General features: G+C 56.9%; 22 protein-coding genes. 19 read left to right on the forward strand and 3 right to left on the reverse strand.

All coding sequences use genetic code 11. The annotated features are described in order from the left end of the window. Positions 1 to 45 precede the first annotated feature (45 nt). The 19 genes from ndk to rpoD all read left to right on the forward strand — a co-directional run bounded on the left by ndk (position 46) and on the right by rpoD (position 21,060). Positions 46 to 471, forward strand: coding sequence for a nucleoside-diphosphate kinase (gene ndk, locus Q9R35_RS02705; protein ID WP_009455885.1), 426 nt, complete (start codon positions 46 to 48; stop codon positions 469 to 471). 148 nt (positions 472 to 619) lie between these two features. Then, entirely contained in the window at positions 620 to 1,768 is a 1,149-nt protein-coding gene (rlmN, locus tag Q9R35_RS02710; protein WP_042481555.1) for a 23S rRNA (adenine(2503)-C(2))-methyltransferase RlmN, read from the forward strand. Continuing rightward, complete coding sequence (locus tag Q9R35_RS02715; RefSeq protein WP_063690634.1) at positions 1,765 to 2,259, forward strand: RodZ family helix-turn-helix domain-containing protein; 495 nt, start codon at positions 1,765 to 1,767, stop codon at positions 2,257 to 2,259. Before rlmN ends, Q9R35_RS02715 begins: the two co-directional genes overlap by 4 nt. Further along, positions 2,256 to 3,542 (forward strand): flavodoxin-dependent (E)-4-hydroxy-3-methylbut-2-enyl-diphosphate synthase, encoded by a 1,287-nt coding sequence (gene ispG, locus Q9R35_RS02720; protein ID WP_042481550.1) that lies wholly within the window; start codon positions 2,256 to 2,258, stop codon positions 3,540 to 3,542. The genes Q9R35_RS02715 and ispG overlap by 4 nt, the downstream gene beginning before the upstream one ends. Before the next feature lie 42 nt (positions 3,543 to 3,584). After that, entirely contained in the window at positions 3,585 to 4,868 is a 1,284-nt protein-coding gene (hisS, locus tag Q9R35_RS02725; protein WP_199264760.1) for a histidine--tRNA ligase, read from the forward strand. Positions 4,869 to 4,870: 2 nt separating this feature from the next. Further along, entirely contained in the window at positions 4,871 to 5,506 is a 636-nt protein-coding gene (locus Q9R35_RS02730; protein WP_311219308.1) for a tetratricopeptide repeat protein, read from the forward strand. Positions 5,507 to 5,509: 3 nt separating this feature from the next. Beyond that, the gene (gene bamB, locus Q9R35_RS02735; protein ID WP_404977935.1) at positions 5,510 to 6,688 is read left to right on the forward strand and encodes an outer membrane protein assembly factor BamB; all 1,179 of its coding nucleotides are present in this window, start codon (positions 5,510 to 5,512) and stop codon (positions 6,686 to 6,688) included. Beyond that, entirely contained in the window at positions 6,685 to 8,043 is a 1,359-nt protein-coding gene (gene der / locus Q9R35_RS02740; RefSeq protein WP_311219309.1) for a ribosome biogenesis GTPase Der, read from the forward strand. Before bamB ends, der begins: the two co-directional genes overlap by 4 nt. Further along, entirely contained in the window at positions 8,043 to 9,125 is a 1,083-nt protein-coding gene (gene hisC / locus Q9R35_RS02745; protein WP_045930086.1) for a histidinol-phosphate transaminase, read from the forward strand. The genes der and hisC overlap by 1 nt, the downstream gene beginning before the upstream one ends. Positions 9,126 to 9,241: 116 nt before the next feature. Continuing rightward, the gene (gene hfq / locus Q9R35_RS02750) at positions 9,242 to 9,478 is read left to right on the forward strand and encodes an RNA chaperone Hfq (protein WP_003799329.1); all 237 of its coding nucleotides are present in this window, start codon (positions 9,242 to 9,244) and stop codon (positions 9,476 to 9,478) included. A 78-nt stretch (positions 9,479 to 9,556) separates the two neighbouring features. Then, on the forward strand, positions 9,557 to 10,645 hold the full coding sequence (hflX, locus tag Q9R35_RS02755) for a GTPase HflX (protein ID WP_042482200.1): 1,089 nt from the start codon (positions 9,557 to 9,559) through the stop codon (positions 10,643 to 10,645). Beyond that, a complete protein-coding gene (gene hflK / locus Q9R35_RS02760; protein ID WP_063690629.1) occupies positions 10,629 to 11,945 on the forward strand; it encodes an FtsH protease activity modulator HflK in 1,317 nt (438 codons plus the stop codon). Before hflX ends, hflK begins: the two co-directional genes overlap by 17 nt. 9 nt (positions 11,946 to 11,954) lie before the next feature. Next, positions 11,955 to 12,842: a protease modulator HflC gene (gene hflC / locus Q9R35_RS02765; RefSeq protein ID WP_021446479.1), complete on the forward strand. Its 888-nt coding sequence runs from the start codon at positions 11,955 to 11,957 to the stop codon at positions 12,840 to 12,842. 170 nt (positions 12,843 to 13,012) lie between these two features. Beyond that, positions 13,013 to 14,170 (forward strand): ATP phosphoribosyltransferase regulatory subunit, encoded by a 1,158-nt coding sequence (locus Q9R35_RS02770; protein WP_063690627.1) that lies wholly within the window; start codon positions 13,013 to 13,015, stop codon positions 14,168 to 14,170. 74 nt (positions 14,171 to 14,244) lie between these two features. Then, positions 14,245 to 15,540, forward strand: coding sequence for an adenylosuccinate synthase (locus Q9R35_RS02775; protein WP_009455867.1), 1,296 nt, complete (start codon positions 14,245 to 14,247; stop codon positions 15,538 to 15,540). 154 nt (positions 15,541 to 15,694) lie between these two features. Beyond that, positions 15,695 to 16,240 (forward strand): phosphoribosyltransferase, encoded by a 546-nt coding sequence (locus Q9R35_RS02780; RefSeq protein WP_021446480.1) that lies wholly within the window; start codon positions 15,695 to 15,697, stop codon positions 16,238 to 16,240. 122 nt (positions 16,241 to 16,362) lie between these two features. Continuing rightward, the gene (gene rpsU, locus Q9R35_RS02785) at positions 16,363 to 16,575 is read left to right on the forward strand and encodes a 30S ribosomal protein S21 (RefSeq protein ID WP_003799344.1); all 213 of its coding nucleotides are present in this window, start codon (positions 16,363 to 16,365) and stop codon (positions 16,573 to 16,575) included. Next, positions 16,572 to 18,578 (forward strand): DNA primase, encoded by a 2,007-nt coding sequence (dnaG, locus tag Q9R35_RS02790; protein ID WP_045930082.1) that lies wholly within the window; start codon positions 16,572 to 16,574, stop codon positions 18,576 to 18,578. The genes rpsU and dnaG overlap by 4 nt, the downstream gene beginning before the upstream one ends. A 259-nt stretch (positions 18,579 to 18,837) precedes the next feature. After that, positions 18,838 to 21,060 (forward strand): RNA polymerase sigma factor RpoD, encoded by a 2,223-nt coding sequence (rpoD, locus tag Q9R35_RS02795; protein WP_311219310.1) that lies wholly within the window; start codon positions 18,838 to 18,840, stop codon positions 21,058 to 21,060. 221 nt (positions 21,061 to 21,281) lie between these two features. Here the strand turns inward: rpoD and Q9R35_RS02800 are convergent, their stop codons facing one another. From Q9R35_RS02800 to Q9R35_RS02810, 3 genes are read right to left on the reverse strand one after another with little or no spacing between them, the layout of a single operon-like run. Then, positions 21,282 to 22,586: a HAMP domain-containing sensor histidine kinase gene (locus tag Q9R35_RS02800; RefSeq protein ID WP_052362880.1), complete on the reverse strand. Its 1,305-nt coding sequence runs from the start codon at positions 22,584 to 22,586 to the stop codon at positions 21,282 to 21,284. A gap of 3 nt (positions 22,587 to 22,589) precedes the next feature. Further along, positions 22,590 to 23,264: a response regulator transcription factor gene (locus tag Q9R35_RS02805; protein WP_063690624.1), complete on the reverse strand. Its 675-nt coding sequence runs from the start codon at positions 23,262 to 23,264 to the stop codon at positions 22,590 to 22,592. Between the two features lie 59 nt (positions 23,265 to 23,323). Further along, positions 23,324 to 24,625, reverse strand: coding sequence for an isoprenylcysteine carboxylmethyltransferase family protein (locus Q9R35_RS02810; RefSeq protein ID WP_063690622.1), 1,302 nt, complete (start codon positions 24,623 to 24,625; stop codon positions 23,324 to 23,326). Positions 24,626 to 24,740: the final 115 nt, after the last annotated feature.

Genomic DNA, 24,740 nt, shown 5'->3' on the forward strand with positions numbered 1-24,740 from the left:
TACGCAGCAAAGACTACACTATATTGTTCTTATTTGGATTTTCACATGGCTATTGAACGCACTCTGTCCATTATCAAGCCCGACGCTGTTGCTAAAAACGTGATCGGTCAGATTATTTCCCGCTTTGAAGGCGCTGGCCTGAAAGTGATCGCTGGTCGCCTGGTTCACCTGTCCCGTGGCGAAGCCGAGCGCTTCTACGGCGTGCACGCCGAGCGTCCTTTCTTCAAGGATCTGGTTGACTTCATGGTTTCCGGTCCTGTGTTCGTTCAAGTTCTGGAAGGCGAGGGCGCCATTGCCAAGAACCGCGAACTGATGGGCGCTACCGACCCCAAGAAAGCTGACGCCGGCACCATCCGTGCTGACTTCGCTGAAAGCATCGACGCTAACGCTGTTCACGGTTCCGACGCTCCTGAAACCGCTGCTGTCGAAATCGCTTTCTTCTTCCCAGAGTGCAACGTTTACAGCCGTTAATTCGTTAAACCGCGCAGTACTGGCGGCACTCTGAGCAAGACTTGCCCGGCTCACCGGAATCGGTGTGCCGGGCAAATCCGCAAAAAGAGGCTTTTTTGCACTCCTGCAAGAAAGTAATAGCCAGAACGCGTGAAGGTATTATTTTTTTATGTCATCGCTCGAACCTACCAATCTTCTGGGCCTGGGCCCGGAGCAACTTGTTGAACTGGTCGCCCAATGGGGTGGCAAGCCTTTCCGCGCGCGCCAATTGCAGCGCTGGATACACCAGCGTCAACAAGACGATTTTGGGCAGATGACGGATCTGGCGCGCGAGTTCCGCGAGCAGCTGACGGCCAATTGCGTTGTCACCGCGCCCAGCATGTCGCACGAACATATTTCTTCCGACGGCACGCGTAAATGGCTGTTTGACGTAGGCAGCAATAATGCCGTCGAAGCGGTTTTCATTCCCGAGGACGACCGGGGCACCCTGTGTATTTCCAGCCAGGCTGGCTGCACCGTGGCCTGTCCATTCTGTTCCACGGGTTACCAGGGTTTCAATCGCAACCTGACGACTTCTGAAATCATTGGCCAGCTTTGGTTCGCCCGTCGTGCCTTGCTGAATGCGCCCGAAACCGCCCGCATTGGCGATGCCGAGCAAACCAGCACGCGTGTCATCAGCAATGTGGTCATGATGGGCATGGGCGAGCCTTTGCTTAATTACGACCAGGTGCTCGGTGCCTTGCGACTGATGCTGGACGATAATGCCTACGGTCTGTCGCGCCGCCGCGTGACGGTATCCACCTCCGGGGTGGTGCCCATGATGGATCGTCTGGCCAAGGATTGCCCGGTGGCGCTGGCTGTGTCGCTGCATGCGCCCAATGATGCGCTGCGCGACCGTCTGGTGCCGCTGAACAAGAAGTATCCGCTGGTCGAGCTTCTGGATGCCTGTAATCGCTATCTGGAGCACGCACCGCGTGACTTCATCACGTTTGAATACATCATGCTGGACGGCATCAACGATACCGACCAGCATGCGCAGGAACTGTTGGACATCGCGCGCATTGTGCGCTGTAAATTTAATTTGATTCCTTTCAATCCTTTTCCGCAGTCCGGTCTGAAACGCTCCTCAGCTGCACGGGTCAAGCAGTTTGCCCAGCGTCTGATGGATGGTGGGGTGGTAACCACAGTGCGCAAGACGCGCGGCGATGACATTGCTGCCGCTTGCGGACAGTTGGCGGGCGATATTCGTGATCGCACCCGTATCGAACAGCGTTTGCCTGATCGTGCTGTCATTCAAATCAAACAGGAACGTGCATGAGCGAGACTCTGGTCCCCTCCAACCAATCGGCTCCGGAAGCGGGCTCAGGTGTAGGCCCGACATTGCGTGAGCTGCGCCTGGCGCGATCCTGTACGCTGAACGAAGCCTCCACCCGCCTGAAGTTTTCGGTTCGCCAGCTAGAGGCCCTGGAGGCTCAGGAGTGGGACCAGTTGCCCGGTGGTCAGCCATTGCGCGGCATGGTGCGTAACTACGCGCGTTTTCTGGAGGCCGACGTATCGGCTGTGCTGGTCATGCTGGAAGCTCAGGTTAGTGATACCGCTGCGCCCAAGCCCGTACCGCGCGATCATTCCGGTTCGGGCTTGTCCAGTGCGGATTTGAGCCTGTATGCCGACTCGCGCGGCGGTTTTGGCTGGATCTGGATTCTTATCATTATTGTTTTGCTGCTGGTAGCCGGTTTTTACGCTATTGATCGAGGCTGGGTTCCCGAGGAATGGCTGGTATTTGATTGGCTCAAGGATTTGAAGAAATGACGCAGGGTCCCGAAACTCCCTCTGCTTGCCAACCTCTGCCGGTTGGTGCTCAACCCAAACGGGTGACGCGCACGGTGGATGTGCGCTGGGGCGATCATGTCGTGAAACTGGGGGGCTCGGCGCCGGTCGTGGTGCAGTCCATGACCAATACGGATACGGTCGATGCCATTGCAACGGCTATCCAGGTCAAGGAATTGGCGCGAGCCGGCTCCGAACTGGTGCGTATTACCGTCAACACCCCGGAAGCTGCGCGTGAAGTGCCGGCTATTCGTGAACAGCTGGACCGCATGGGTGTGAATGTTCCCTTGGTGGGGGACTTTCATTACAACGGCCATAAGCTGCTGGCAGACTTCCCGGAATGTGCGCAAGCCTTGTCCAAGTACCGGATCAATCCGGGCAATATGGGCGGGGGCAAGCGTCGGGACGACAACTTTGCCAAGATGATTGAAATCGCCTGCCGTTACGACAAGGCCGTGCGTATCGGTGTGAACTGGGGCAGCCTGGATCACGAGCTGATGGCCCGCATGATGGACGAGAATAATCAACGGGCACACCCCTGGACGGCGCAGGCTGTCATGCGTGATGCCCTGGTGTTTTCGGCCATCAGCAATGCCCAGCGTGCCGAAGAGCTGGGTCTGGACGGCAAACGCATTGTGCTGTCCTGCAAGGTCAGCCATGTGCAGGATTTGATTACGGTTTATCAGGATTTGTCTTCGCGCTGCGATTACGCCCTGCATCTGGGTTTGACCGAGGCGGGGATGGGCAGCAAGGGGATTGTGGCTTCTACGGCCGCCTTGTCCGTCTTGCTGCAGCAAGGCATTGGTGACACCATTCGTATTTCCCTGACGCCCGAACCCGGTGGCGATCGTGCCCGTGAAGTGGTCGTGGCTCAGGAAATTCTGCAGACCATGGGGTTGCGCGCCTTTACTCCGATGGTGGTGGCGTGTCCGGGTTGTGGTCGCACCAGCAGTACGGTGTTCCAGGAGCTGGCCAACGATATTCAAAGCTATTTGCGTGACCAGATGCCTGTCTGGAAAGATCTGTATCCCGGCGTGGAAACCATGAACGTCGCGGTGATGGGCTGTGTGGTCAATGGTCCGGGGGAAAGCCGCCACGCCGATATCGGCATCAGCTTGCCGGGAACCGGGGAAGTTCCTTCGGCACCCGTCTATGTGGATGGCGAGCGGGTGGTGACCCTGAAGGGTGATACTATCGCTCAGGAATTTCAGACCATTGTCCAGAATTACGTTGAGCGCCGCTACGGCAAAACATCAACGGTTTGATCAACACGCTTGTCAGTCTATGGCGAGCAAACCATTAGAATTATGACGCAGCAGTTTCAAAAGCTCCGCGCCCTGACGGGCATGAAAGACACCTTACCGGGTGAAAGCGCACAGTGGGAAGCCCTGGAGGCTCTGGTGCGGGAATGGTTGGCCAGCTATGGCTATCGCAATATGCGTACCCCCGTGCTGGAACATACCCAATTGTTTGCTCGTGGTATTGGCGAAGTCACCGATATTGTCGAAAAGGAAATGTATTCCTTTACCGATTCGCTCAACGGCGACAAGCTCACCATGCGTCCCGAATTTACGGCGGGCATGGTGCGCGCCACTATCGAACATAATCTCTTGTACGATCGCCCTCATCGCGTTTATGCGATGGGGCCGGTGTTTCGCCATGAGCGCCCGCAGCGTGGCCGCTACCGTCAGTTCCACCAGATCGACGTGGAAGCGCTGGGTCTGCCCGGGCCGGATGTGGATGCCGAGCTGATCGTCATGTTGTCCCGTTTGTGGAAGAAGCTGGGTCTGACGGATATCCGTCTGGAACTGAACTCCCTGGGCCAGGCTGAAGAGCGTGCCGCCCACCGTGCGGCCTTGATCGAACACCTGGAAGCCCACAAGGATGTGCTGGACGAAGAAGCCCAGCGTCGCATGTACACCAATCCCTTGCGCGTGCTGGATACCAAAAATCCGGCCATGCAGGAAATGGCCAATGCAGCTCCACGCCTGTTCGACTTCCTGGGTGAAGAGTCTCGTGCTCACTTCCAGGGCGTATGCGATCGTCTGGATGATGCCGGTATTGCCTACACACTGAACCCGCGTCTGGTGCGTGGTCTGGATTACTACAACTTGACCGTGTTCGAGTGGGTAACGGATCGCCTGGGTGCACAAGGGACGGTATGCGGCGGAGGCCGTTACGACGGCCTGATCGAATTGATGGGTGGCAAACCTTCGCCCGCTGTGGGCTTTGCCATTGGTATGGAGCGCTTGCTGGATCTGTGCTCGCAAGATGGCGAGCAGCCAGCCATTCCCGAATGTCAGGTGTATATGGTTCACCAGGGCGAGGCAGCCCAGCGCAAGGCCTCGCTGTTGGCCGAGCAACTGCGTGATGCCGGTTTGCAGGTGATTGTCCATGCAGGCTCCAGCGGCTTCAAGTCCCAGTTCAAGCGGGCTGATGCCAGTGGTGCGCAGGCCGCCGTTATTTTGGGTGACGACGAACTCCAAAAAGAACAGGCCAGTGTGAAATGGTTGCGTGCTGCGGATGGCGCCGAGCAGCAACAGTCTGTTGATTTTTCTGAACTCGCCAGTGTTTTGTCAGCAAGGATTTGAGCATGGCCTACGATCTTGAAGAACAGGAAAAACTAGATGCCATGCGAGCATGGTGGGACCGCTGGGGTACCCTGTGCATCGTGCTGGCTTTTGCTGCCTTGGCAGCAGTGGCGGGCTGGCGCGGTTGGCAGTGGTATCAGGGTCATCAGGCTGGTCAGGCCATGGGTTACTTTGAAGCGCTGGAAAGTGCGGCTGCCCAGACAGGCGAAGAGGCTGATGCCCGCGTGCTGGCTGCCAGCACGACCTTGCGTAACGATTTTCCCAAGTCTGGCTACACCTCCCGCGGTGTCTTGCTGGCTGCTCAGGCTTTGCAGCAACGCGGCAATCTGACGCCTGCTCGTGAACAACTGGAGTGGATGGTTAAAACCAACCACGACCCGGCGCTGACTCCACTGGCACGTTTGCGTCTGGCCGGCATTATGTTGGAACAAAAGAATTACGATGAGGCCCTGGCTCAACTGACGAATCCCCCTGCCAGTTTTGCCGGTTTGTTTGCGGATCGCAAAGGCGATATTCTGGCCGCTCAAGGGCAGAATGATGCAGCGCGCGAAGCCTGGAAGCAGGCCGTGGAGTTGCTCAAGCAAGACCCTATTTCGCAGTTGGTTCAGATCAAACTTGATGCACTGGCAGGAGCTTAATTCATGTCTCTTCCTACTATTCGCAAATCCCCATCCTCTGCCATGCGTGTCCTGCGCCTGAGCGCGCTGGCCCTGAGCCTTACCGCATTGGCCGGTTGCTCCATGTTCTCCAGCAAGGATCCACGTTTCCAGCCGACTCCCTTGACCGAATACACCCCTGGTGTGGCCGCCAAGATCAGCTGGAGCACCTCTATTGGTAGCGGCGCGGATTCGGGCTTTGCACCGCAAGTGACCGGTTCTTCGGTCTATGCCGCAACGGTATCCGGGCAGGTCAGCAAGGTGGATCTGGACACGGGCCGTGTACAGTGGTCGGCCAATGCCGGCAAGAAGTTGACAGCTGGTGCAGGTTCGGACGGCGTAGTGACTGCGGTTGCTTCGGTAGACGGGAACGTGATTGCGTTTGACGACTCGGGCAAGGAATTGTGGCGCAGCCGCAGCAGCAGCGCCGTGAATATGCCTCCTGTTGTTGGTGCCGGTGTGGTTGTGGTGCGTACCAGCGACTACCGCCTGCAAGCCTTTGATGCCAGCACGGGTGATCTGCGCTGGAGCCTGCAGCGCCCCGGTCCAGCCTTGTCGCTGAAAACCAGCATGCAAATGCGCATTATCGACGGCTTGTTGCTGGCAGGCATGCCCAACGGTCGCTTGATGGCGATTGACGCGGCTCAAGGTCATCTGGTGTGGGAAGGCAGCATTTCTGTCTCCCGCGGCGCGACCGATCTGGAGCGCATTAATGACGTCGTGGGTGCTCCCCAGGTCGTCGATCCCCTGCTGTGCGGTGCAACCTACCAAGGTCGCGTTGCCTGCTTTGACGTCTCCCAAGGTGGGCGTCTGGTGTGGGATAGGGAATTTTCGGCCGGTACCGGTATCGCAGCGGACAACCATATGTTGTATGCCGCCAATAGCCGCGACCAGATTGAAGCGTTTGCCATGACAGACGGGCAAACCATCTGGACGCAGAATGCTTTGCGTAACCGTGGTCTGGCTCCTTTGGCCGTCATGCCCCAGGCGCTTGCCGCCGGTGACATGGAAGGCTATGTTCACTTTCTATCGCGACTGGACGGCACCTTGTTGGGCCGGGTCAGTGTCGGCGGTGGTGCCATTGTGTCGCCTTTGATCGGAACCCCGCGCGGGGTCCTGGTTCAGACCGGCAATGGTAATTTGGTCTTGGTTGGAATCAATTGAAAAGCGTTTCTTTTAAGCCCGTAGTGGCTTTGGTCGGTCGGGCCAACGTCGGCAAGTCCACTTTGTTCAACCGCCTGACGCGCTCGCGCGCGGCTCTGGTGGCGAACTTCCCTGGTCTGACCCGCGACCGCCATTACGGCGAAGGCCGGGTTGGCAGCCGTCCCTATATCGTGGTCGATACGGGCGGTTTCGAGCCCGTGGCCAAAACCGGCATGTTGCTGGAGATGGCTCGCCAGACCCAGCAAGCGATTGCCGAAGCCGACGTGGTCGTGTTTCTGGTCGATGCCCGTGAAGGCGTCAATGCACTGGATCTGGAAATTGCGCAGCTGCTGCGCAAGCTGGGTCAGAAAGTGCTGCTGGCCGTCAACAAGGCCGAAGGCATGCGTTACGAGGCCGGTGGCGTGGAATTCCACGAACTGGGCTTGGGCCAGCCTTATCTGATCTCCGCCTCCCACGGCGATGGCGTGGAAGAGCTGATCAATCTGGCACTGGAGCAAGTGCCTAACCCTGGGCCTGAAGATGATGGCCAGGACGATGATGAGTTTCAGCACCGCATCAAGCTGGCGATTGTGGGCCGCCCCAACGTGGGCAAATCCACCCTGATTAATACCCTGGTGGGTGAAGATCGCGTGATTGCGTTTGACCAGCCCGGTACGACGCGTGATGCCATCGAAATCGAGTTCGAGCGTAACGGGGTGGAATACACCCTGATCGACACGGCCGGTTTGCGCAAGCGCGGCAAGGTATTTGAAGCGGTCGAAAAGTTCTCCGTTATCAAGACTTTGCAGGCGATTGAAGCGTGTAACGTGGTCTTGCTGATGATTGACGCTCACACAGAAATTTCCGACCAGGACGCCAGCATTGCGGGCTTTGTGGTGGAAACCGGCCGTGCGCTGGTGGTGGGCATCAACAAGTGGGATGGCCTGGACGAGTACCAGCGCGAGTGGATCAAGCGCGAGTTCGATCGCAAATTGCGCTTCCTGAACTTTGCCAAGATGCACACCTTGTCGGCGCTGAAAGGGCAGGGGATCAATCCTTTGCTCAAGTCGGTCAATGCCGCGCATGCTGCTGCTTTCTCCAAGCTGTCTACCCCCAAGCTCACTCGCGTCATGCAAGAAGCGGTGGAACAGCAACAGCCGCCACGCAAGGGCATTTTCCGTCCCAAGTTGCGGTATGCTCACCAAGGTGGCATGAACCCGCCGATCGTGGTGATTCACGGCAACGCCCTGGATGCCATTTCGGACAGTTACCGCCGTTATCTGGAGACGCGTTTTCGCGAGGCCTTCAAGCTGGAAGGCACGCCTTTGCGCATCGAATTCAAATCATCTAAGAACCCTTATCTGAAGGACGCGTAATGAGCCGTTTGTGGAGTGATCATGTAGCGGGGCTTTCACCCTATGTACCGGGTGAGCAGGTCAAGCTGGATAACCTCTTGAAGTTGAACACAAACGAACATCCTTTCGGTCCGTCGCCCAAAGCGCTGGAAGCGATCCGCCAGGCGGCGACCGATGACTTGCGTCTTTACCCTTCCTATAGCGCGCAGGAACTGCGTGACGCCGTGGCGCACAACCACGGCGTGAAAGCCAATAATGTCTTTTTGGGCAATGGCTCGGACGAAGTGCTGGCCCATGTGTTCAGCGCCTTGTTCCTGCGTGGCGTGCGTCCGGTTCTGCTGCCGGATATCACGTACAGCTTCTACACCACTTACTGTTCGTATTTTGGTGTGCCCGCTGATATCGTGCCCCTGCGCGAGGACTTCACGCTGAATGTGCAGGACTATGTGCGCAAGCGCAGCCTGCCACCTGCCGGCATCATTTTTGCCAATCCCAATGCGCCTACCGGTATTCCGCTGTCTTTGGAAGATATCGAAACCATTCTGGCTGCCAACCCGGACACCACGGTTGTCGTGGACGAGGCTTACGTGGATTTCGGCGGGACCTCCTCGGTCAGCCTGCTGGAAAAGTATGACAACCTGGTTGTCATCCAGACCATGTCCAAGTCGCGTGCCCTGGCAGGCTTGCGTGTGGGTTACGCCCTGGCCAGCGCTGACATCATACAGGCTCTGGAGCGTGTGAAAGACAGTTTCAACTCCTACCCCATGGATACCATCGCTCAAGTGGGTGCCGTGGCTTCCTTGAAGGATACGGAGTATTTTGAACGTCAATGCCAGGCAGTGATTGATGCACGTGAACAGTTGCGTGCCGATCTGGAACAGCTGGGTTTCGAGATTTTGCCCTCGAAAGCGAACTTTTTGATGGCAACGCACCCTAAGCATTCGGCAGCTGGTATTCAGCAGGCTTTGCGTGAGCAGGGGATTTTGGTTCGCCACTTCCGTCAGCCACGCATTGAGCAGTATTTACGTATTACGGTAGGATCGCCCGAGCAATGTGCCCGACTGTGCAACAGTTTGCGGCAGATTTTAGGGCAAGGCGCCTGATATACACCTATTAGATAAAAATCTCCAGTTTGGAACGTGCGGATTCAGGGAAAACCCGGTAAAGTAGTGGGATTCGCTTCCATTTCTGGAAAAACAACATAACCGGAGCCTCACCAATGAGCAATAAAGGGCAAATTCTACAAGACCCGTTTTTGAACGCGCTGCGCAAGGAGCATATCCCTGTGTCGATCTACCTGGTCAACGGCATCAAGCTGCAAGGTCAGATCGAGTCCTTCGATCAGTATGTCGTACTGCTGCGCAATACAGTCACTCAAATGGTGTATAAGCACGCGATCTCTACCGTCGTTCCTGCACGCCCTGTTACTTTGGCTGCGGATGAGCAGGCTGAATAAATCCTCACCCAGTTCTTTGTACTCTGAAAGACCCGTCTCGCGGTGGCCGCGGGCGGGTCTTTGTTTCTGGAGCAAGCGTTGAAGGCACTGGTAATTAGTGTGGATATGGGCGAGCTGGACTACAAAGCCCATGCCGAAGAGTTCGTCATGCTGGCCGAAGGCGCTGGCGCCCAGATTATGGAGCAGCTGGTCGTGCGTCGCTCCCGTCCGGATTCTGCCTACTACATCGGTACAGGCAAGCTGGAGGAGGCCGTCGCTCTGGCCAAGGCAACCGGCGCCGAAGTGGTGCTGTTTGACCATGCCTTGAGCCCAGCGCAGCAGCGTAACCTGGAGCGCAAGCTGGAATTGCGTGTAGTCGACCGGGTTGCTCTGATTCTGGACATCTTTGCCCTGCGAGCACAAAGTCACGAAGGTAAATTACAGGTGGAGCTGGCGCAGTTGCAGCACCTGACGTCCCGATTGACCCGGATGTGGACTCACCTGGAGCGGCAAAAGGGTGGTATTGGCATGCGTGGTCCTGGTGAGTCGCAGCTGGAAATGGACCGCCGGATGATTGGCGACAAAGTCCGTACCTTGCGCGAACGTCTGGCCAAGGTGCAGCGTCAACGCAGCACTCAGCGCCGGGCCCGTTCCCGTAGCGGCACCTTGTCGGTGTCATTGGTGGGCTATACCAATACGGGCAAATCCACCTTGTTCAATACCTTGACTCGGGCGGATGCCTACGCAGCCGACCAGTTATTTGCAACTTTGGATACCACCACGCGTCGTATCTGGATTGAAGGGGCAGGGCAGGTTGTGATTTCGGATACGGTGGGTTTCATTCGTGAATTGCCACCTACCTTGATCGCGGCTTTCCGGGCCACTTTGGAAGAGACCGTCCATGCAGATTTGTTGCTGCATGTGGTCGATGCAGCCAACCCTCAACGCGATGAGCAAATCGCTGAAGTTCATAAGGTTCTGGAGGACATCGGGGCCCATGAAATACCTCGTATTTTGGTCTACAACAAAATTGACCAAGCCGGCTACGAGCCACGGGTAGAGCGGGACGAACATGGTACTATTGCCCGAGTCTTTGTTAGCGCTTTAGAGCGCATCGGATTGGATGGTTTGCGTGCAGCAATCGTCGAATCAGGTCATTTCGCGGAAAACAATGCGTCTGAACAATAAAATATTCAATCTCAATGATCCCGGTTGGGGACGAGACAGTGGCAAAAACGGTTCCGAGCCACCTCGCCGCCCCGAGAAACAAGATGGCCCGCCTGACCTCGACGAGGTGTGGCGTGACTTCAACAGTCGCTTGGGATCTTTATTTGGCAAAAAGGGACGTCGTTCCCCTCCTGGCGGCATGCCTCCAGGTAGCGGTAATGGCCCCTCCATCCCTAAAGGCTCCCCCAAGCTGCTGATTATCGGTGGTGTGGTGGCAGTCGGCCTGTGGATGGCCAGTGGCTTTACCATCGTGCAGGAAGGTCAGGTTGCCGTGGTGACTCGTTTTGGCGAGTACACCAAAACCCTGAATCCTGGTCTGCAGTGGCGTTGGCCCGCTCCCATCGAAGATCACCAAACCGTCAATATTTCCCAGTTGCGTACCTTCGAGGTGGGCTACCGCGGAAGTGCGCGCAATAAAGTCCTGCCTGAATCCCTGATGCTGACAACCGACGAGAACATCGTTGATATGCAGTACGTGGTTCAGTATCGCTTGTTGCCGACGGGTGCGCCGGACTACCTGTTCAACACCAATAATCCGGACGAATCCGTACGTCAGGCGGCAGAAACCGCCATGCGTGAAGTTGTGGGCAAACAGCCTATGGACTCCGTACTGTATTCCGGCCGTACACAGATTGCCTCGGACGTGCAGCAACTGGCTCAGTCCATTCTGGACCGTTACCGTACTGGTATTCAGATCAGCACCGTGGCGATTCAGAACGTGCAGCCGCCCGAGCAGGTTCAAGCGGCTTTTGACGATGCCGTCAAGGCCGGCCAGGACCGTGAGCGTCAGATCAACGAAGGTCAGGCTTATGCCAACAAGGTATTGCCCGAAGCCGCTGGTCAAGTGGCACGCATGATGCAGGAGTCCGAAGGTTACAAGGCTCGTGTGATCGGTGATGCCAAGGGTGACACTGCACGTTTCGGCAGTGTCGAGGCCGAGTACGTGAAGGCTCCCGGTGTAACGCGGGATCGTCTGTACCTGTCCACGATGCAGGAAATCCTGGAGAGCACCAGCAAGGTACTGGTTGATACCCGTAGCGATAACAACATGATCTATCTGCCTTTGGACAAGATCGTGCGTCAGGTGGGCAGCCGTACCGATATGGAGCCATCCGCTCCTGTCGCCTCGGCCGCTTCGCAAGGACAGATCAGCCGTCCAGCTCCGGCTGCGGCACCTAAAGCGCCTGCGCCAGCCAATCCAGCCGGTCTGGATACCTCGCTGGGCTCTTTGGTCAGTCCTTATTCCCCATACGCACGCTAGGAGAGCTTGATGCAACGTTTATTTCCTGCTCTGGTGGCCCTGGCGGTAATTGTCGGTTTGCTGCTGTCTTCCGTATTTATCGTGCGTGAGCGCGATGCGGCTCTGGTTTTTGCCCTGGGTGAAGTGCGCGGTACCATCACTACCCCCGGCCTGTACTTCAAACTGCCGCCACCCTTTGAAAATGTGGTGTTCCTGGACAAGCGTCTGCAGACGATTGAAACCAAGGATCCCGAGCGTATTCAGACGGCTGAAAAGAAAAACCTGCTGATCGACTCGTACGTCAAATGGCGTATCTCCGATCCACGCCTGTTTTACGTGACGTTCGGCGCAACGGACCGTGGTGCTGTAGAGCGTTTGCAGGCCCAGATTCGTGACGCCCTGAACGCCTCGGTGAACGTACGCACGGTAAAAGAAGTGGTTTCTACCGAGCGTGATGCCATCATGCGCGAAGTGCTGACCGCTGTTGAGGCTCGTGCCCGTCCTTTGGGTGTGGAAGTCATTGACGTGCGTTTGCGTCGTATTGATTTCGCTCCCGAGATTTCGGAATCGGTTTACCGTCGTATGGAAGCCGAACGTACACAAGAAGCCAACCGTTTGCGTGCAACCGGTGCCGCTGAAAGTGAGCGTATCCGTGCCGAAGCCGAACGTCAGCGTGAAGAGTTGCTGGCCGACGCTTACGCCCAGGCCCAGGCCATCCGTGGTCAGGGTGATGGTGAAGCCGCCGCCATTTACTCCGATAGCTATGGCAAGAACCCCGAGTTCTACCGTTTCTACCGCAGCCTGGAGGCCTACCGCAGTGCTTTCAGCAAACAGACCGATACACTGGTCATCAGCCCTGACTCTGATTTCTTCAAGTATTGGGGCAAGCAAGGATCACCCGCAGCACCTGCGAACTGATCCCCGCTAGAGAACTTAGGGCCGTTGGGTGTTCCACCCGCGGCCCTGATCGTTTATACTAGCGTGTAAGTTACTAACACCACTTCGCATGCGACTTAGGCGGCTTACAGGCCCCAAGTCGCTTTTTGTTTGGCTGGAACTTTCGTTTATAAGTAGTCCGAGGCACGAGTATGTCCAATTGGTTGTTGCCAGAGAGCCTGGCTGATATCTTGCCTGCAGAGGCGCGCCGCATCGAAGAGCTGCGCCGCGATTTGCTAGACTTGTATCGTACTTACGGGTTCGAACTGGTAGCTCCGCCCCTGGTGGAGTATCTGGAATCCCTGCAAGCGGTTTCTGGCACAGATTTGAATCTGCGTACCAGCAAAGTCGTCGATCAAATCTCGGGTCGTACCATGGGCGTACGCGCCGACATGACCCCCCAGGTAGCACGTATTGATGCTCACTTGCTGAACCGTGAAGGCGTGACTCGGCTTTGTTACTGTGGTTCGGTCTTGCATGCCCGTCCGGCTGGTTTGCTGTCGGATCGTGAGCTGCTGCAGATCGGCGCGGAAATCTTCGGCCATGCCGGTATCGAATCCGATCTGGAAGTGGTGCAACTGGCGCTGGAAAGCGTGGGTCGGGCTGGGGTGCGTCATCCTCGCCTGGACTTGAACTATCCCGATCTGGGACGCTTCCTGATCGAGCGCGATCCTATTTTGAAAACCCGCGTGGCAGAAGTGTGCGAGCTTCTGAACGCCAAAGATGTGTCGGGCTTGCGCGCCCTGGGCCGTGAGTCGGGCTGTCTGCCTGAGACCACCCGTTACTTGCTGGCTTTGACCTCGCTGTATGGCGATGGCAGTGTGCTGGAACGCGCCCGCAGTGTTCTGCCCGACGAGCCCGAAGTACGTGAAGCTCTGGGCAGTCTGCGCAACTTTATTGATGCCTTGCCCGGCCACGAAATTACGGTGGACCTGGCTGATATCGGCAGCGGTTATGCCTACCATTCGGGCCTGATCTTTTCGGTCTATGCCGAAGGCTGGCACGATGCCCTGGTCAAGGGCGGGCGCTTTGACGGTATCGGCCGCATGTATGGTCGTGCCCGTCCTGCAACTGGCTTCAGCCTGGATCTGCGCAAGCTCTCGGCTGGCCTGGCGCCGGCTCAGGCTGCCCGCGCGGTACGTGCCCCCTGGGGCAATGATGCGGCCCTGATAGCAGCGGTCAAGCAGTTGCGTCAAAACGGTGAAATTGTGATTCAGATGCTGCCCGGTCAAGAGCTGAATCTGGATGAATTTGTGATCGACCGCGAGCTGGTCTCGTCGGACGGTCAGTGGCAGGTTAGGGCGCTGTAAGCCAGACGGCTTGTAGCGTTGGTGATTGTTATCGGTCCGGCACCGTGCCGGCCTCCTTTATTCTGATACTAGACATGAGCAAAAACCTTGTGGTGATTGGCACCCAGTGGGGTGACGAAGGCAAAGGCAAGATCGTCGACTGGCTGGCCGAGTCCGCGCATGGCGTGGTTCGTTTCCAGGGTGGGCATAACGCTGGCCATACATTGTGGATTAATGGCAAGAAGACAATTCTGCGCCTGATTCCTTCGGGCATCATGCACGAGCACGTCACTTGCTATATTGGCAATGGCGTGGTGCTCTCGCCCGAAGCCCTGCTGACTGAAATTGCCGAGCTGGAAGCCGCTGGTCTGGACGTGCGTTCGCGCCTGCAGATCTCGCCTGCTTGCCCGCTGATCCTGCCCTACCACATCGCTGTGGACCAGGCTCGTGAAAAGCGTAAAGGCGACGGCAAGATCGGTACCACCGGTCGCGGTATCGGCCCTGCCTACGAAGACAAGGTGGCACGCCGTGCCCTGCGTGTTCAGGATCTGTACGATCCCGAAATCTTCGACGAGAAACTGTCCGAAGCCCTGGATTACCACAACTTCGTGCTGACCCAGTACCTGGGCGCCGAAGCCGTCTCCGCTGAGCAGGTTCGTGATCTGGCCATGAAGCACGCTGAGCAGCTGGCTCCTATGGTCGCTGACGTCTCCAACAACCTGTACCAGGCCAAGAAAGCAGGGCAGAAGCTCCTGTTTGAAGGTGCCCAGGGCGCACTGTTGGATATTGACCACGGCACTTACCCCTTCGTCACCAGCAGCAACTGCCTGTCCGGTGCCGCTTCCGCAGGCTCGGGTGTTGGCCCTCAGGAACTGAGCTACGTGCTGGGTATTGCCAAGTCCTACACCACGCGCGTGGGTTCGGGTCCATTCCCGACCGAATTGCTGGATGATACCGGCATGCGTCTGGCTACCGTGGGCAAGGAATTTGGTTCCGTAACGGGTCGTCCCCGTCGTTGTGGCTGGTTTGATGCCGCCGCCATGAAGCGTTCGGTCATGATCAACGGTATTTCCGGTCTGTGCATCACCAAGCTGGACGTGCTGGACGGCGTGGAGCAAATCAAGATTGGTGTGGGTTACCGCTACAAGGGCGAGTTTCTGGACGTGCTGCCCTACGGCGCACACGCGGTTGCCGAAGCCGAGCCTGTCCTGGAAGAAATGCCCGGCTGGACCGAGTCCACCGTGGGCGTAACCGACTACGACAAGCTGCCTATCAACGCTCGTCGTTACCTGGAACGCATTGCTGAACTGTGCGATGTACCTATCGACATGGTTTCCACAGGGCCAGATCGCAACGAAACGATCGTATTGCGCGATCCGTTTACCAAATAAGCGATTTATCGCGGTATAATGCCTTGCACCGTTGTACGGTGCGTACAGAGCGGCCTGAAGGGCCGCTTTGTCGTTCTGGACGCTGCGTTGGCCTACCAGACTCTTGTTTTGCAGGTACCAAAGCGCAGCTAGTGCATTTATATCTGGAATACATATGAGTCTGCCCCCAAATAGCGATACTGATGAATGGGTTTCCTGGGAACAATACAATCGCCTGATTGAACAATTGGCCCTGAGCATTCACGAATCAGGCTGGAAATTCGACAAAATTGTTTGCCTGGCCCGAGGCGGCATGAGAGTGGGAGACGTTATTTCGCGCATCTATGATGTACCCCTGGGCATTTTGGCCACCAGCAGCTATCGCGAAGCGGCCGGTACCGAACAGGGCGATCTGGATATTGCGCAATACATCACCATTACCCGTGGCACTCTGGATGGCAATGTGCTGCTGGTGGATGATATGGTCGATACCGGCAAGACTTTTATGCGTGTACGTGATCACCTGCGTGCACAGTTTCCCGCGATCACCGAGCTGAAAACTGCCGTTTTGTGGTGGAAAGGCCACGCCCAGGTCGACCCGGACTACTACGTGTCCAAGTTGCCCACAAATCCCTGGATTCATCAGCCTTTTGAGGACTACGATAGCATTCGGCCTCATCAGCTGGACGCCTGGATTCGCAAGGGTACTGGCCAGGCTTGATCGCTGGCATTCAGATAATTGGTGGATAGCCTAATGGCACCTTGCTTGGTGTATGCCTGCAATCGTGCTACCATATTGGGCTATCTGTTACGCTAACTCTTTTTACAAAGGTCAGGGATTACATGTCCATTGTTCGCCTGAAAGAAAACGAACCCTTTGAAGTTGCTCTGCGCCGCTTCAAACGCACTATTGAAAAAACCGGTCTGTTGACCGAGCTGCGTTCGCGCGAATTCTACGAAAAGCCAACGGCTGAGCGCAAGCGCAAACACGCTGCCGCCGTGAAGCGTCACTACAAACGCATCCGCAGCCAGCAACTGCCTCCACGCTTGTATTGATCCCTGAATCTTTTGTTCAGGAACTGCTCGCCCGTGTCGATGTCGTAGATGTCGTCGGGCGATATGTGCAGTTGCGCAAAGGCGGGGCCAACTTGCTTGGCCTGTGCCCTTTTCACAACGAAAAATCCCCTTCATTTACAGTCAGTCCGACCAAGCAGTTTTATCATTGCTTCGGTTGTGGCGCTCACGGATCGGCTATCTCGTTCCTGATGGAACACACAGGGGCTTCATTCCCCGAGGCGGTACGCAGCTTGGCTGGGTCCGTCGGAATGACTGTACCCGAAGCAGATCGCACCCCACGCCAACGTGCTGCCGATGCGCGTCGTAAAGACGAACTATCGCGCCAGCATCATATTCTTGAGACGGCACAGGGGCATTACCTACGTCAGCTAAAACAATCTCCCATTGCTATCGACTACCTGAAACGTCGTGGTCTGGATGGGGAGACGGCTGCCCGTTTCGGCCTGGGCTGGACAGGCACGGAGCGACGCGGGCTATCGGCTGTATTTCCGCAGTACGAAGACAAGCAACTGGTTGAGTCCGGCCTGGTGATCGAGTCCGAGGATGGTCGTCGCTACGACCGTTTTCGTTCGCGCGTCATGTTTCCGATCCGCAGTACCAAGGGCCATATCATTGGCTTTGGTGGCCGTCTGATCGAAAAAGGCGAGCCCAAGTACCTGAACTCGCCAGAAACCACGCTGTTTTCCAAAGGACACGAGCTGTACGGCTTGTGGGAAGGACGTCAGGGCATACGCAAAGAAGGCTTTGTCCTGATTGTTGAAGGTTATATGGACGTGGTGGCGCTGTCGCAACATGGCTTGCACAATGCCGTAGCGACTCTGGGCACCGCGACTACTGAACACCACATCACCAAACTGATGCGCGCCAGCGACAGGTTGGTGTTTTGCTTTGATGGCGACAGGGCAGGGCGCAAAGCCGCCTGGCGTGCCTTGAATACCTGCTTGCCCCTGGTTCGTGACGACGTATCCATCCGTTTCATGTTCCTGGCGGATAACCACGACCCGGATTCTTTTGTTCGTGAGTACGGCGCGGAAGCGTTTCGCGAGCAAGCCCAGGCAGCCGCTGCTTTATCGCGCTTTTTCCTGGATGAGCTGGCGGCTCGCCATCGCATGGACGAGGCCGAAGGCCGTGCGGCCTGCGTACACGAAGCGTTGCCTTTGCTGCTGGAGCTGGCTGACAGTACCTTGAAAGTGCAGATTCAGCATGAATTTGCCCGCATGGTGCTGTTGACGCCGGACGAGCTGGCACAGCGCCTGAGCACGGTAGAGCCGGTGCGTCGACCGGTTGTCGACACGCCACCGGCGCAAGATGGCCTGGTTGCCAGGCCTGCCGTACCGGTGCAGCCTGCGCCCGCAACGGATGAGATGGCCCCGTTTGAGGATGGTTTTGACGGCTCTTTTGCCGACAGCCTGCCTATGGATGGCTGGCAGGACGAGCCCGATTGGCAGCCTCAGGAGCAATATCAGGAGCGGCCAGCATCAGGTCGCGGCAAGGGTGGCAAGAATAATCGTCAGCGGCAAGAGCGCGCTGTCCTGGGGGGTAGCCGTGCCGTGACCCCCATGGCCAAGCGATTGCTGCGCTTGCTCATTGGGCATCCCACCTTGGTGGGCGAGCTGGGCGATCAACAACTTGAAATTTTGGCGCAAAGTCCCCACTTACGTTTAGTGCAAGAGCTGATTGCCTTAAGCAATATCAGCTCGGCGCGTCATGCAGGCGCTTTGCTGGAGGCCGTGGACCCCGAGTCCGATCTGGCCCCTGTGCTGGAGGCGCTGGCCACGGAGCTTTTGGGCGAGGAAGAATTGCCTGATCCCCAAGGCGAATGGCGTGATGCGCTGCATCGCATCGAACTGGATGCGATCAAGGCAGAGCAGTCGGCATTGGTCGCTACGGGCTTGCAAGAGCCCGAACAGCGTCAGCGTTATCAAGAATTGACACGCCGTATTGCTTTGTTGAATGCTGCTTATACTCGGCAAGTGAAGTAAAATATTGGGTTATGTGTTGTGTTTGTGGCCGGCCAGGGGGTTAAAACTGGTACGCGAGCAAATGCGGCGGGTTAGCGGATTGTGAACCACCTTATGCCTTGAGCCCATGAGCCAGGGATTAAATGACTTAGGGTTCGCTCGCGCAACACGCCCAGGAGCAAGCCGGTTGTGGACACGCGCATCATCAGGCTCTTGCCTGTACGACTCGGTGGCTACATATTTAGTGCCACAGGGGTAAATGGCGTCTATGGAAGAAAATATGACTCAAACGACTGGTAAAACCTCGACGACGGTCTCTCGGTCTGCTAAGAAAACCTTGGCCGCGACAGCAAAATCAGGGGCATCAAGCTCGGTAGAGCTCGATGAGCTTCACGAAAGTGGAGAGCCAGGCGCAGCGCCTGCCAAAAAGGCAGCTAAAAAGGCGGCTGTTAAAAAGACGGTAGCTAAAAAAGCAGCTGCCAAGAAAACAGCGGCTAAAGCCGCTACCGGCGGTCGCCGTGGACGTCCTGCAAAAAATGCCAATAACGACGGTATCGACTTTGTCGATGACGACGAAATGGGCGAAGAAGAGGTCATTCCTGATCTCAAGCCGGTGGCCAAGCGTGGTGCCAAGCGCGCCAAAGCCGAAAAAGACGTTTTCGGTGTACGTGGCCAGTTGAGCCCTGAAGAACAGGAAGCACGCCGCAACCGCCTCAAGGCCCTGATCAAGCTGGGCAAGGACCGCGGTTACCTGACCTACAGTGAAATCAACGATCACCTGCCCGATGATCTGGTGGATGTCGAAGCCATTGATGGCATTATCGGCACCTTCAGTGACATGGGTATTTCGGTTTACGACCAGGCTCCCGACGCTGACACCTTGCTCATGAGCGATAACGCGCCCATGGCATCCAGCGACGACGACGTTGAGGACGAAGCTGAAGCCGCTCTGACTACCGTGGACTCTGACTTCGGTCGCACGACTGACCCTGTGCGTATGTACATGCGTGAAATGGGCTCGGTGGAACTGCTGACCCGCGAAGGTGAAATTGAAATCGCCAAGCGTATTGAAGATGGCTTGAAGCACATGGTGATGGCGATTGCCGCGTGCCCAACCACGGTTAACGAGATCCTGGCTTACGTTCAGCGTGTACGCGAAGGCGTCATGCAGATCGACGAAGTGGTTGACGGTCTGGTGGACGATGATGGCGAAGAATACGCCGGTTCCGGTGTAACCGCTGACGACGAGGACGAAGGTCCAGCCGGCGGCATGAGCAGCAAGCAGATTGAATACCTGCGCAACAAGTCGCTCAAGAAATTCGACATCATTGGCGAATGGTTTGACAAGATGCGCGTGTCCTTCGAGTCCGAAGGCTACAAGAGTGCAGGCTATGTACAAGCCCAGGAAACCATCCTGAACGAATTCATGGGCATTCGCTTTACTGCCAAGATGGTGGAAAAGCTGGCCGACACCATGCGTGAGCAGGTTGCCATCGTGCGTCAGCACGAGCGCGAAATCCTGACCATCTGTGTGGATCGTGCTGATATGCCACGTGCACACTTCATCAAGGCTTTCCCCGGGAACGAAACCAATCTGGATTGGGTGGTGCAGGAGGTGGCTGCAGGCCATCCTTACAGCTCCATTCTGGAACGTCACATTCCTGCCATTCAGGAAGTTCAGCAAAAACTGATCGACCTGCAAACCAGTGTTGTGCTGCCGTTGAAGGACCTGAAAGAAGTCAACAAACGCATGACCACGGGTGAAGCCAAGGCACGTAAAGCCAAGCGCGAAATGACCGAGGCCAACTTGCGTCTGGTGATCTCTATTGCCAAGAAGTACACCAACCGTGGCTTGCAGTTCCTGGATCTGATTCAGGAAGGCAATATCGGTTTGATGAAGGCAGTGGACAAGTTCGAATACCGTCGCGGCTACAAATTCTCCACATACGCAACGTGGTGGATTCGTCAGGCCATTACGCGTTCGATCGCTGACCAGGCTCGCACGATTCGTATTCCGGTTCACATGATCGAGACGATCAACAAGATGAACCGTATCAATCGTCAGATCCTGCAGGAAACCGGCGTTGAGCCCGATCCCGCAACCCTGGCCCAGAAGATGGACATGCCCGAGGACAAGGTTCGCAAGATCCTGAAGATCGCCAAAGAGCCTATCTCCATGGAAACGCCTATCGGTGACGATGACGATTCCCACCTGGGCGATTTCATCGAGGACAACAACACCGTTTCGCCATCGGATTCCGCTTTGCACGGTTCCATGCGCGATGTGGTGAAAGATGTCCTGGATTCCCTGACGCCACGCGAAGCCAAAGTGCTGCGTATGCGTTTCGGTATCGAGATGAGCACCGACCAGACTCTGGAAGAGGTGGGCAAGCAGTTTGACGTAACGCGTGAGCGTATTCGTCAAATAGAAGCCAAGGCATTGCGCAAGCTGCGTCATCCTAGCCGCGCCGACAAACTGAAGAGCTTCCTGGAAAGCCAGTAAGTCTTTAGCAAGTCTGCTTGGGCAAGATAAAAAGCCCGGTCTGAAAAGACCGGGTTTTTTTGTGCTCATTGCCCGGCCTTGTGAAATGTCTTTTCAAGGAGTGGACGCTGCTGTCGATACAAGCTGACTTGTTCTTTGGGTTTGCCTGTTGCAATGGGTTTTTGTTGCTCTTGGCGACGCTGTTAGCGCAAATAAGATCGCGGTTTCAAGGCATCAAGATATCAGGACGGATCCAGATCCAGCTTGAATATGCAGCCCTTGCCATCCGGCCCACTTTGCACGCTCAAGCTCCAGCCCTGGGCCAGTGCCAGTTGGCGTGCCAGTGCCAGGCCTATGCCTCTGTGGCCTTCTTCGCGCAGCCCTGTCGCCAGTTGTTTGCCCTGGCTGAAGTGACGCTCAAATATCAGGATTTGATCTTGCTTGGCGATGCCCGGGCCGTCATCTTGCAAAGCCAGGACTGAGGGAGCAATCCAGCTTAGTTGCAGCTTGCAGGGTGCGGCATGGTCGATGGCGTTGCGCATCAGGATACGCAGCAGCATGGACAGGGCATAGGGGTCCAGGGTGTAGAGCAAGGTATCGGGCACCAGGTTGCTCCAGCGTACTTTGTGGCTATCTGCATCCAGCAAGGCGACGGCCTGCCAGGTTTGCTGGGCCAGTTCATGGACCTCCACGTCGCGCACATGGCGCTCTGCGGTATAGGCAAGGCTTTCTGCAGCATCCAGGCTGGCAGTAACAGCGTCAGCTTGTGACATCATGCGTTGCAGGCGCTGTTGTTGCGGGCCTTCGGGCAGTTGCAGCAGCAAAAGCTCGCAGTCGCTGCGTAGGGCCGTCAGGCCAGTGCGTAGTTCATGGCCCAGATTGGCGGCGAACTCTCGCTCGTGGGTCAGCAGTTCTTCCACTTGTTCCTGCATGCGATTAAAGGCCCTGATCAGACGTCCTGCTTCATCGTCCTGATGTTCTGGCAGGCCGGAGCGGCCCGGTGCCCAGTTTTCCAGGTGGCGAGACAGAGTCAGCATGGGAGCCACGGCATGGCGAGCGACACGGCGGCCCAGCAAAAATACCAGCAAAATAGTTGCTGACCCGATAAGAATCAGGATCAGGCCGAATTCACGGACCCGATCTTCGTGAGGGGTGGCGCGGTACACCAGATACAACTGACCTTGCTCCTTGTCCTGGCGCAGCACGTGCCAGGTGTCGCTGCTTAGATGAAACTCGTAAATGCCCGGTTCGGGAACACGGGCAAACTCGGGCAGATTATCCAGGGCCTGGCCAGGCAAGAACCAGTAGCTGTCCAGTTCGGCCCCCAAGGCTTCGCTGCGGTCGTAGGCGCTGTCGGGCAGCAAGGTGGGATTGCGTGCGTAGGAAACCAGCATGGCATTGACCATTTCGTCTTCCATACGCGCAAAGGCCACGTAGGCCAGCCCGCCCATGATCATGACCAGCAAGGTGGCAATCAGGGTCAAGGCCAAGGAGACCCGTTGGGTCAGGGTGCTCATGAAGCGGCTGCGACGCAGGGATTTGCGCATTGTTCAGTGTTCCGCTTGCAGACGCCAGCCCATGCCGGGCAGGGTTTCGATGGTGCCGGCACCTGCCTCGGACAAGGCGCGACGCAGGAGGTGGATCTGGCTGCGCAGCGCCTCGGGTGAGGGGGCACCTTGGGGCCATAGCGTTTTTTCCAGTGCTCGACGCGTCAGAATGGCTTGCGGGTCACGCAGGAAGGCTTCCAGTAGTTGGCGGGCTTTGAAGCTCAAGTTCAGCGCTTGTCCGTTTACCTGGACCAATGCGGAATCCAGGTTGTATTCCAGACCTCCCCAATGCAGTGAGCCGTGCTGTACCTGTGGCGGGCCGCGGCGCATCAGGGCGCGTAGTCGGGCTTCGACCTCGGCGAGGGCAAAGGGCTTGATCAGGTAATCGTCGGCCCCCAGGTCAAAGGCGGTGAGCTTGCTCTCCAGCTGGCTGCGGGCAGTCAGGACCAGGGTGGGGATGGGAGTTTGCCGAGACTGACGCAGCGCTTGCAGAACGCCGAAGCCGTCCAGGCCGGGGAGGCCCAGATCCAGTACCAGCGCATCAAAATCCTGATCTTGCAGCAGTGCCAGCGCGCCATTGCCATCGTAGGCAGCATCAACCGCAAAGCCTTTAAGCTCCAGGTAGGTGTACAGGTTTTCAGCAATGGTCGTATCGTTTTCGACAATCAGGACACGCATGACAGCTTGTTCCGCAGGGTTGGGACAGTTCTTGTGCAGCTTACTTTACCGCAAGGCAGTCAGGGTAGGCGTAGTAGTACGGGGACCCAGCCATTGATCTGCAGCCACTGCGTCAAGGCAAAGACGGGCCAGATCAGGAAGTAGGGCAAGGCATCGCGCAAGGTGCGGGCCAGTCCAGTCAGGGAGATTTTCAGCTCGGTCGGGCTGTTCCACAGGCTCAGGCGCGGCACCAGACGAGGGACACGTTGGCAGTAGGCCTGATAATCCTGGCCAAAAACTTTGTGCAGCAGAACCTGTTCTTCGTCGATCACATTGTTGAAGACGGCGTAGACAAACAGGGCCAGCACGGGACCAAGCAGCAGGCTGCCGGACAGGGCGCCCATGCCGGTGACGGCGCAGAGGGAAAACAGGTATAGCGGGTTGCGGCTGATGGAGTAGGGGCCTTGGCTGATCAGGCTGGAGCCTTTGTGTCCGCCCAGATACAACATGCACCAGCAGCGGCCCAGGACGGCAATCAGGACCAGTCCCAGACCGGCCATGCGGGTGAATTGAAAGACCAGCGAATTGGCAGCCCAGGTGGAGGCGAAGAAAGGCAGAATCACGATCATCAGGCCACCAAACACTCCCAGGGTGCGGCGGCGTTGTACCTGAATGCTGGCCAGATGCTCCCAAGCCTGTTCGACCGTTGCCCGTTCGCTATGGGAGGCCGTCCAGCGTTTCCGGTTCACGATCAAGGGATAGAAAGCAATGCTTCCCAGTAACCAGACAATCGCCAGCGAGGCAAATACCTGCGTCAGATTGATGCGTTCCTGATCTGCTTCCAGCAGGCCCAGCAAAAAAGCACACAGCAAACCGGCCAGCAGGCCGCCCCAGCGCAGCCGAGCCTGGTTCAAGGCCCAACCGGCAAAATACAGGTGCAGCAGGCCAGCGCCCACGGCGACGATGGCTCCCACTTCCAGCAACGGCTTGATCCCAGGCATCCAGCGATAGAGAAACTCCAGATGCCGGGAAGAGACTGAGTGTTGCAAGAGCAGCATCAGCAAAGGGACGAGCAGGAATAGACTGGTGCCCAAGAGCAGAATGCGTTTACTTGGCAACGCTTCTTGGCCCCGCAAGCGCAGCAGTTTCCAGGCGACAAAGGACAAACTGGCAGCGGCAATCAGGCCGGTCAGCAGGCCTTGGGCCTCTCTCATTTCATGGGCCATATGGCCCGCTTGCTGACTGGATGCGAATAAGGGATTGAGCGGGGACCAGTCTTGAGTCAGGCTGGCCAGCCAAAGAAACAGAAAGCTTACCCCCACAACCTGCGTCAGCAGATAGAACAGGGAGTTGCGTTGCACCAGTGTGGATGTGCCGGACATAGTGAAATCTCGCCAATACGCAGGGGAGCCGGGGATGGCTCCTTGCAAACGAGATCAATGTAGCGGTGGCACCGTAAAATCCGCGTTAAATTGCCGAACGCTTGTGGATGTGTTG

It is taken from the genome of Alcaligenes sp. AB3 (assembly GCF_031844565.1).
Classification (GTDB): Bacteria; Pseudomonadota; Gammaproteobacteria; order Burkholderiales; family Burkholderiaceae_B; genus Alcaligenes; species Alcaligenes faecalis.

What these genes read in the sequence shown, in the direction of transcription:
- Q9R35_RS02775 (WP_009455867.1), top strand. Translation starts at nt 14,245, where the DNA reads ATGAGCAAAAACCTTGTGGTGATTGGCACCCAGTGGGGTGACGAAGGC.
- ndk (WP_009455885.1), top strand. Translation starts at nt 46, where the DNA reads ATGGCTATTGAACGCACTCTGTCCATTATCAAGCCCGACGCTGTTGCT.
- bamB (WP_404977935.1), top strand. Translation starts at nt 5,510, where the DNA reads ATGTCTCTTCCTACTATTCGCAAATCCCCATCCTCTGCCATGCGTGTC.
- ispG (WP_042481550.1), top strand. Translation starts at nt 2,256, where the DNA reads ATGACGCAGGGTCCCGAAACTCCCTCTGCTTGCCAACCTCTGCCGGTT.
- Q9R35_RS02780 (WP_021446480.1), top strand. Translation starts at nt 15,695, where the DNA reads ATGAGTCTGCCCCCAAATAGCGATACTGATGAATGGGTTTCCTGGGAA.
- Q9R35_RS02715 (WP_063690634.1), top strand. Translation starts at nt 1,765, where the DNA reads ATGAGCGAGACTCTGGTCCCCTCCAACCAATCGGCTCCGGAAGCGGGC.
- Q9R35_RS02800 (WP_052362880.1), bottom strand. Translation starts at nt 22,586, where the DNA reads ATGCGCAAATCCCTGCGTCGCAGCCGCTTCATGAGCACCCTGACCCAA.
- rlmN (WP_042481555.1), top strand. Translation starts at nt 620, where the DNA reads ATGTCATCGCTCGAACCTACCAATCTTCTGGGCCTGGGCCCGGAGCAA.
- rpsU (WP_003799344.1), top strand. Translation starts at nt 16,363, where the DNA reads ATGTCCATTGTTCGCCTGAAAGAAAACGAACCCTTTGAAGTTGCTCTG.
- rpoD (WP_311219310.1), top strand. Translation starts at nt 18,838, where the DNA reads ATGACTCAAACGACTGGTAAAACCTCGACGACGGTCTCTCGGTCTGCT.
- hisC (WP_045930086.1), top strand. Translation starts at nt 8,043, where the DNA reads ATGAGCCGTTTGTGGAGTGATCATGTAGCGGGGCTTTCACCCTATGTA.
- Q9R35_RS02770 (WP_063690627.1), top strand. Translation starts at nt 13,013, where the DNA reads ATGTCCAATTGGTTGTTGCCAGAGAGCCTGGCTGATATCTTGCCTGCA.
- Q9R35_RS02805 (WP_063690624.1), bottom strand. Translation starts at nt 23,264, where the DNA reads ATGCGTGTCCTGATTGTCGAAAACGATACGACCATTGCTGAAAACCTG.
- hflK (WP_063690629.1), top strand. Translation starts at nt 10,629, where the DNA reads ATGCGTCTGAACAATAAAATATTCAATCTCAATGATCCCGGTTGGGGA.
- hflC (WP_021446479.1), top strand. Translation starts at nt 11,955, where the DNA reads ATGCAACGTTTATTTCCTGCTCTGGTGGCCCTGGCGGTAATTGTCGGT.
- hisS (WP_199264760.1), top strand. Translation starts at nt 3,585, where the DNA reads ATGACGCAGCAGTTTCAAAAGCTCCGCGCCCTGACGGGCATGAAAGAC.
- hfq (WP_003799329.1), top strand. Translation starts at nt 9,242, where the DNA reads ATGAGCAATAAAGGGCAAATTCTACAAGACCCGTTTTTGAACGCGCTG.
- Q9R35_RS02810 (WP_063690622.1), bottom strand. Translation starts at nt 24,625, where the DNA reads ATGTCCGGCACATCCACACTGGTGCAACGCAACTCCCTGTTCTATCTG.
- Q9R35_RS02730 (WP_311219308.1), top strand. Translation starts at nt 4,871, where the DNA reads ATGGCCTACGATCTTGAAGAACAGGAAAAACTAGATGCCATGCGAGCA.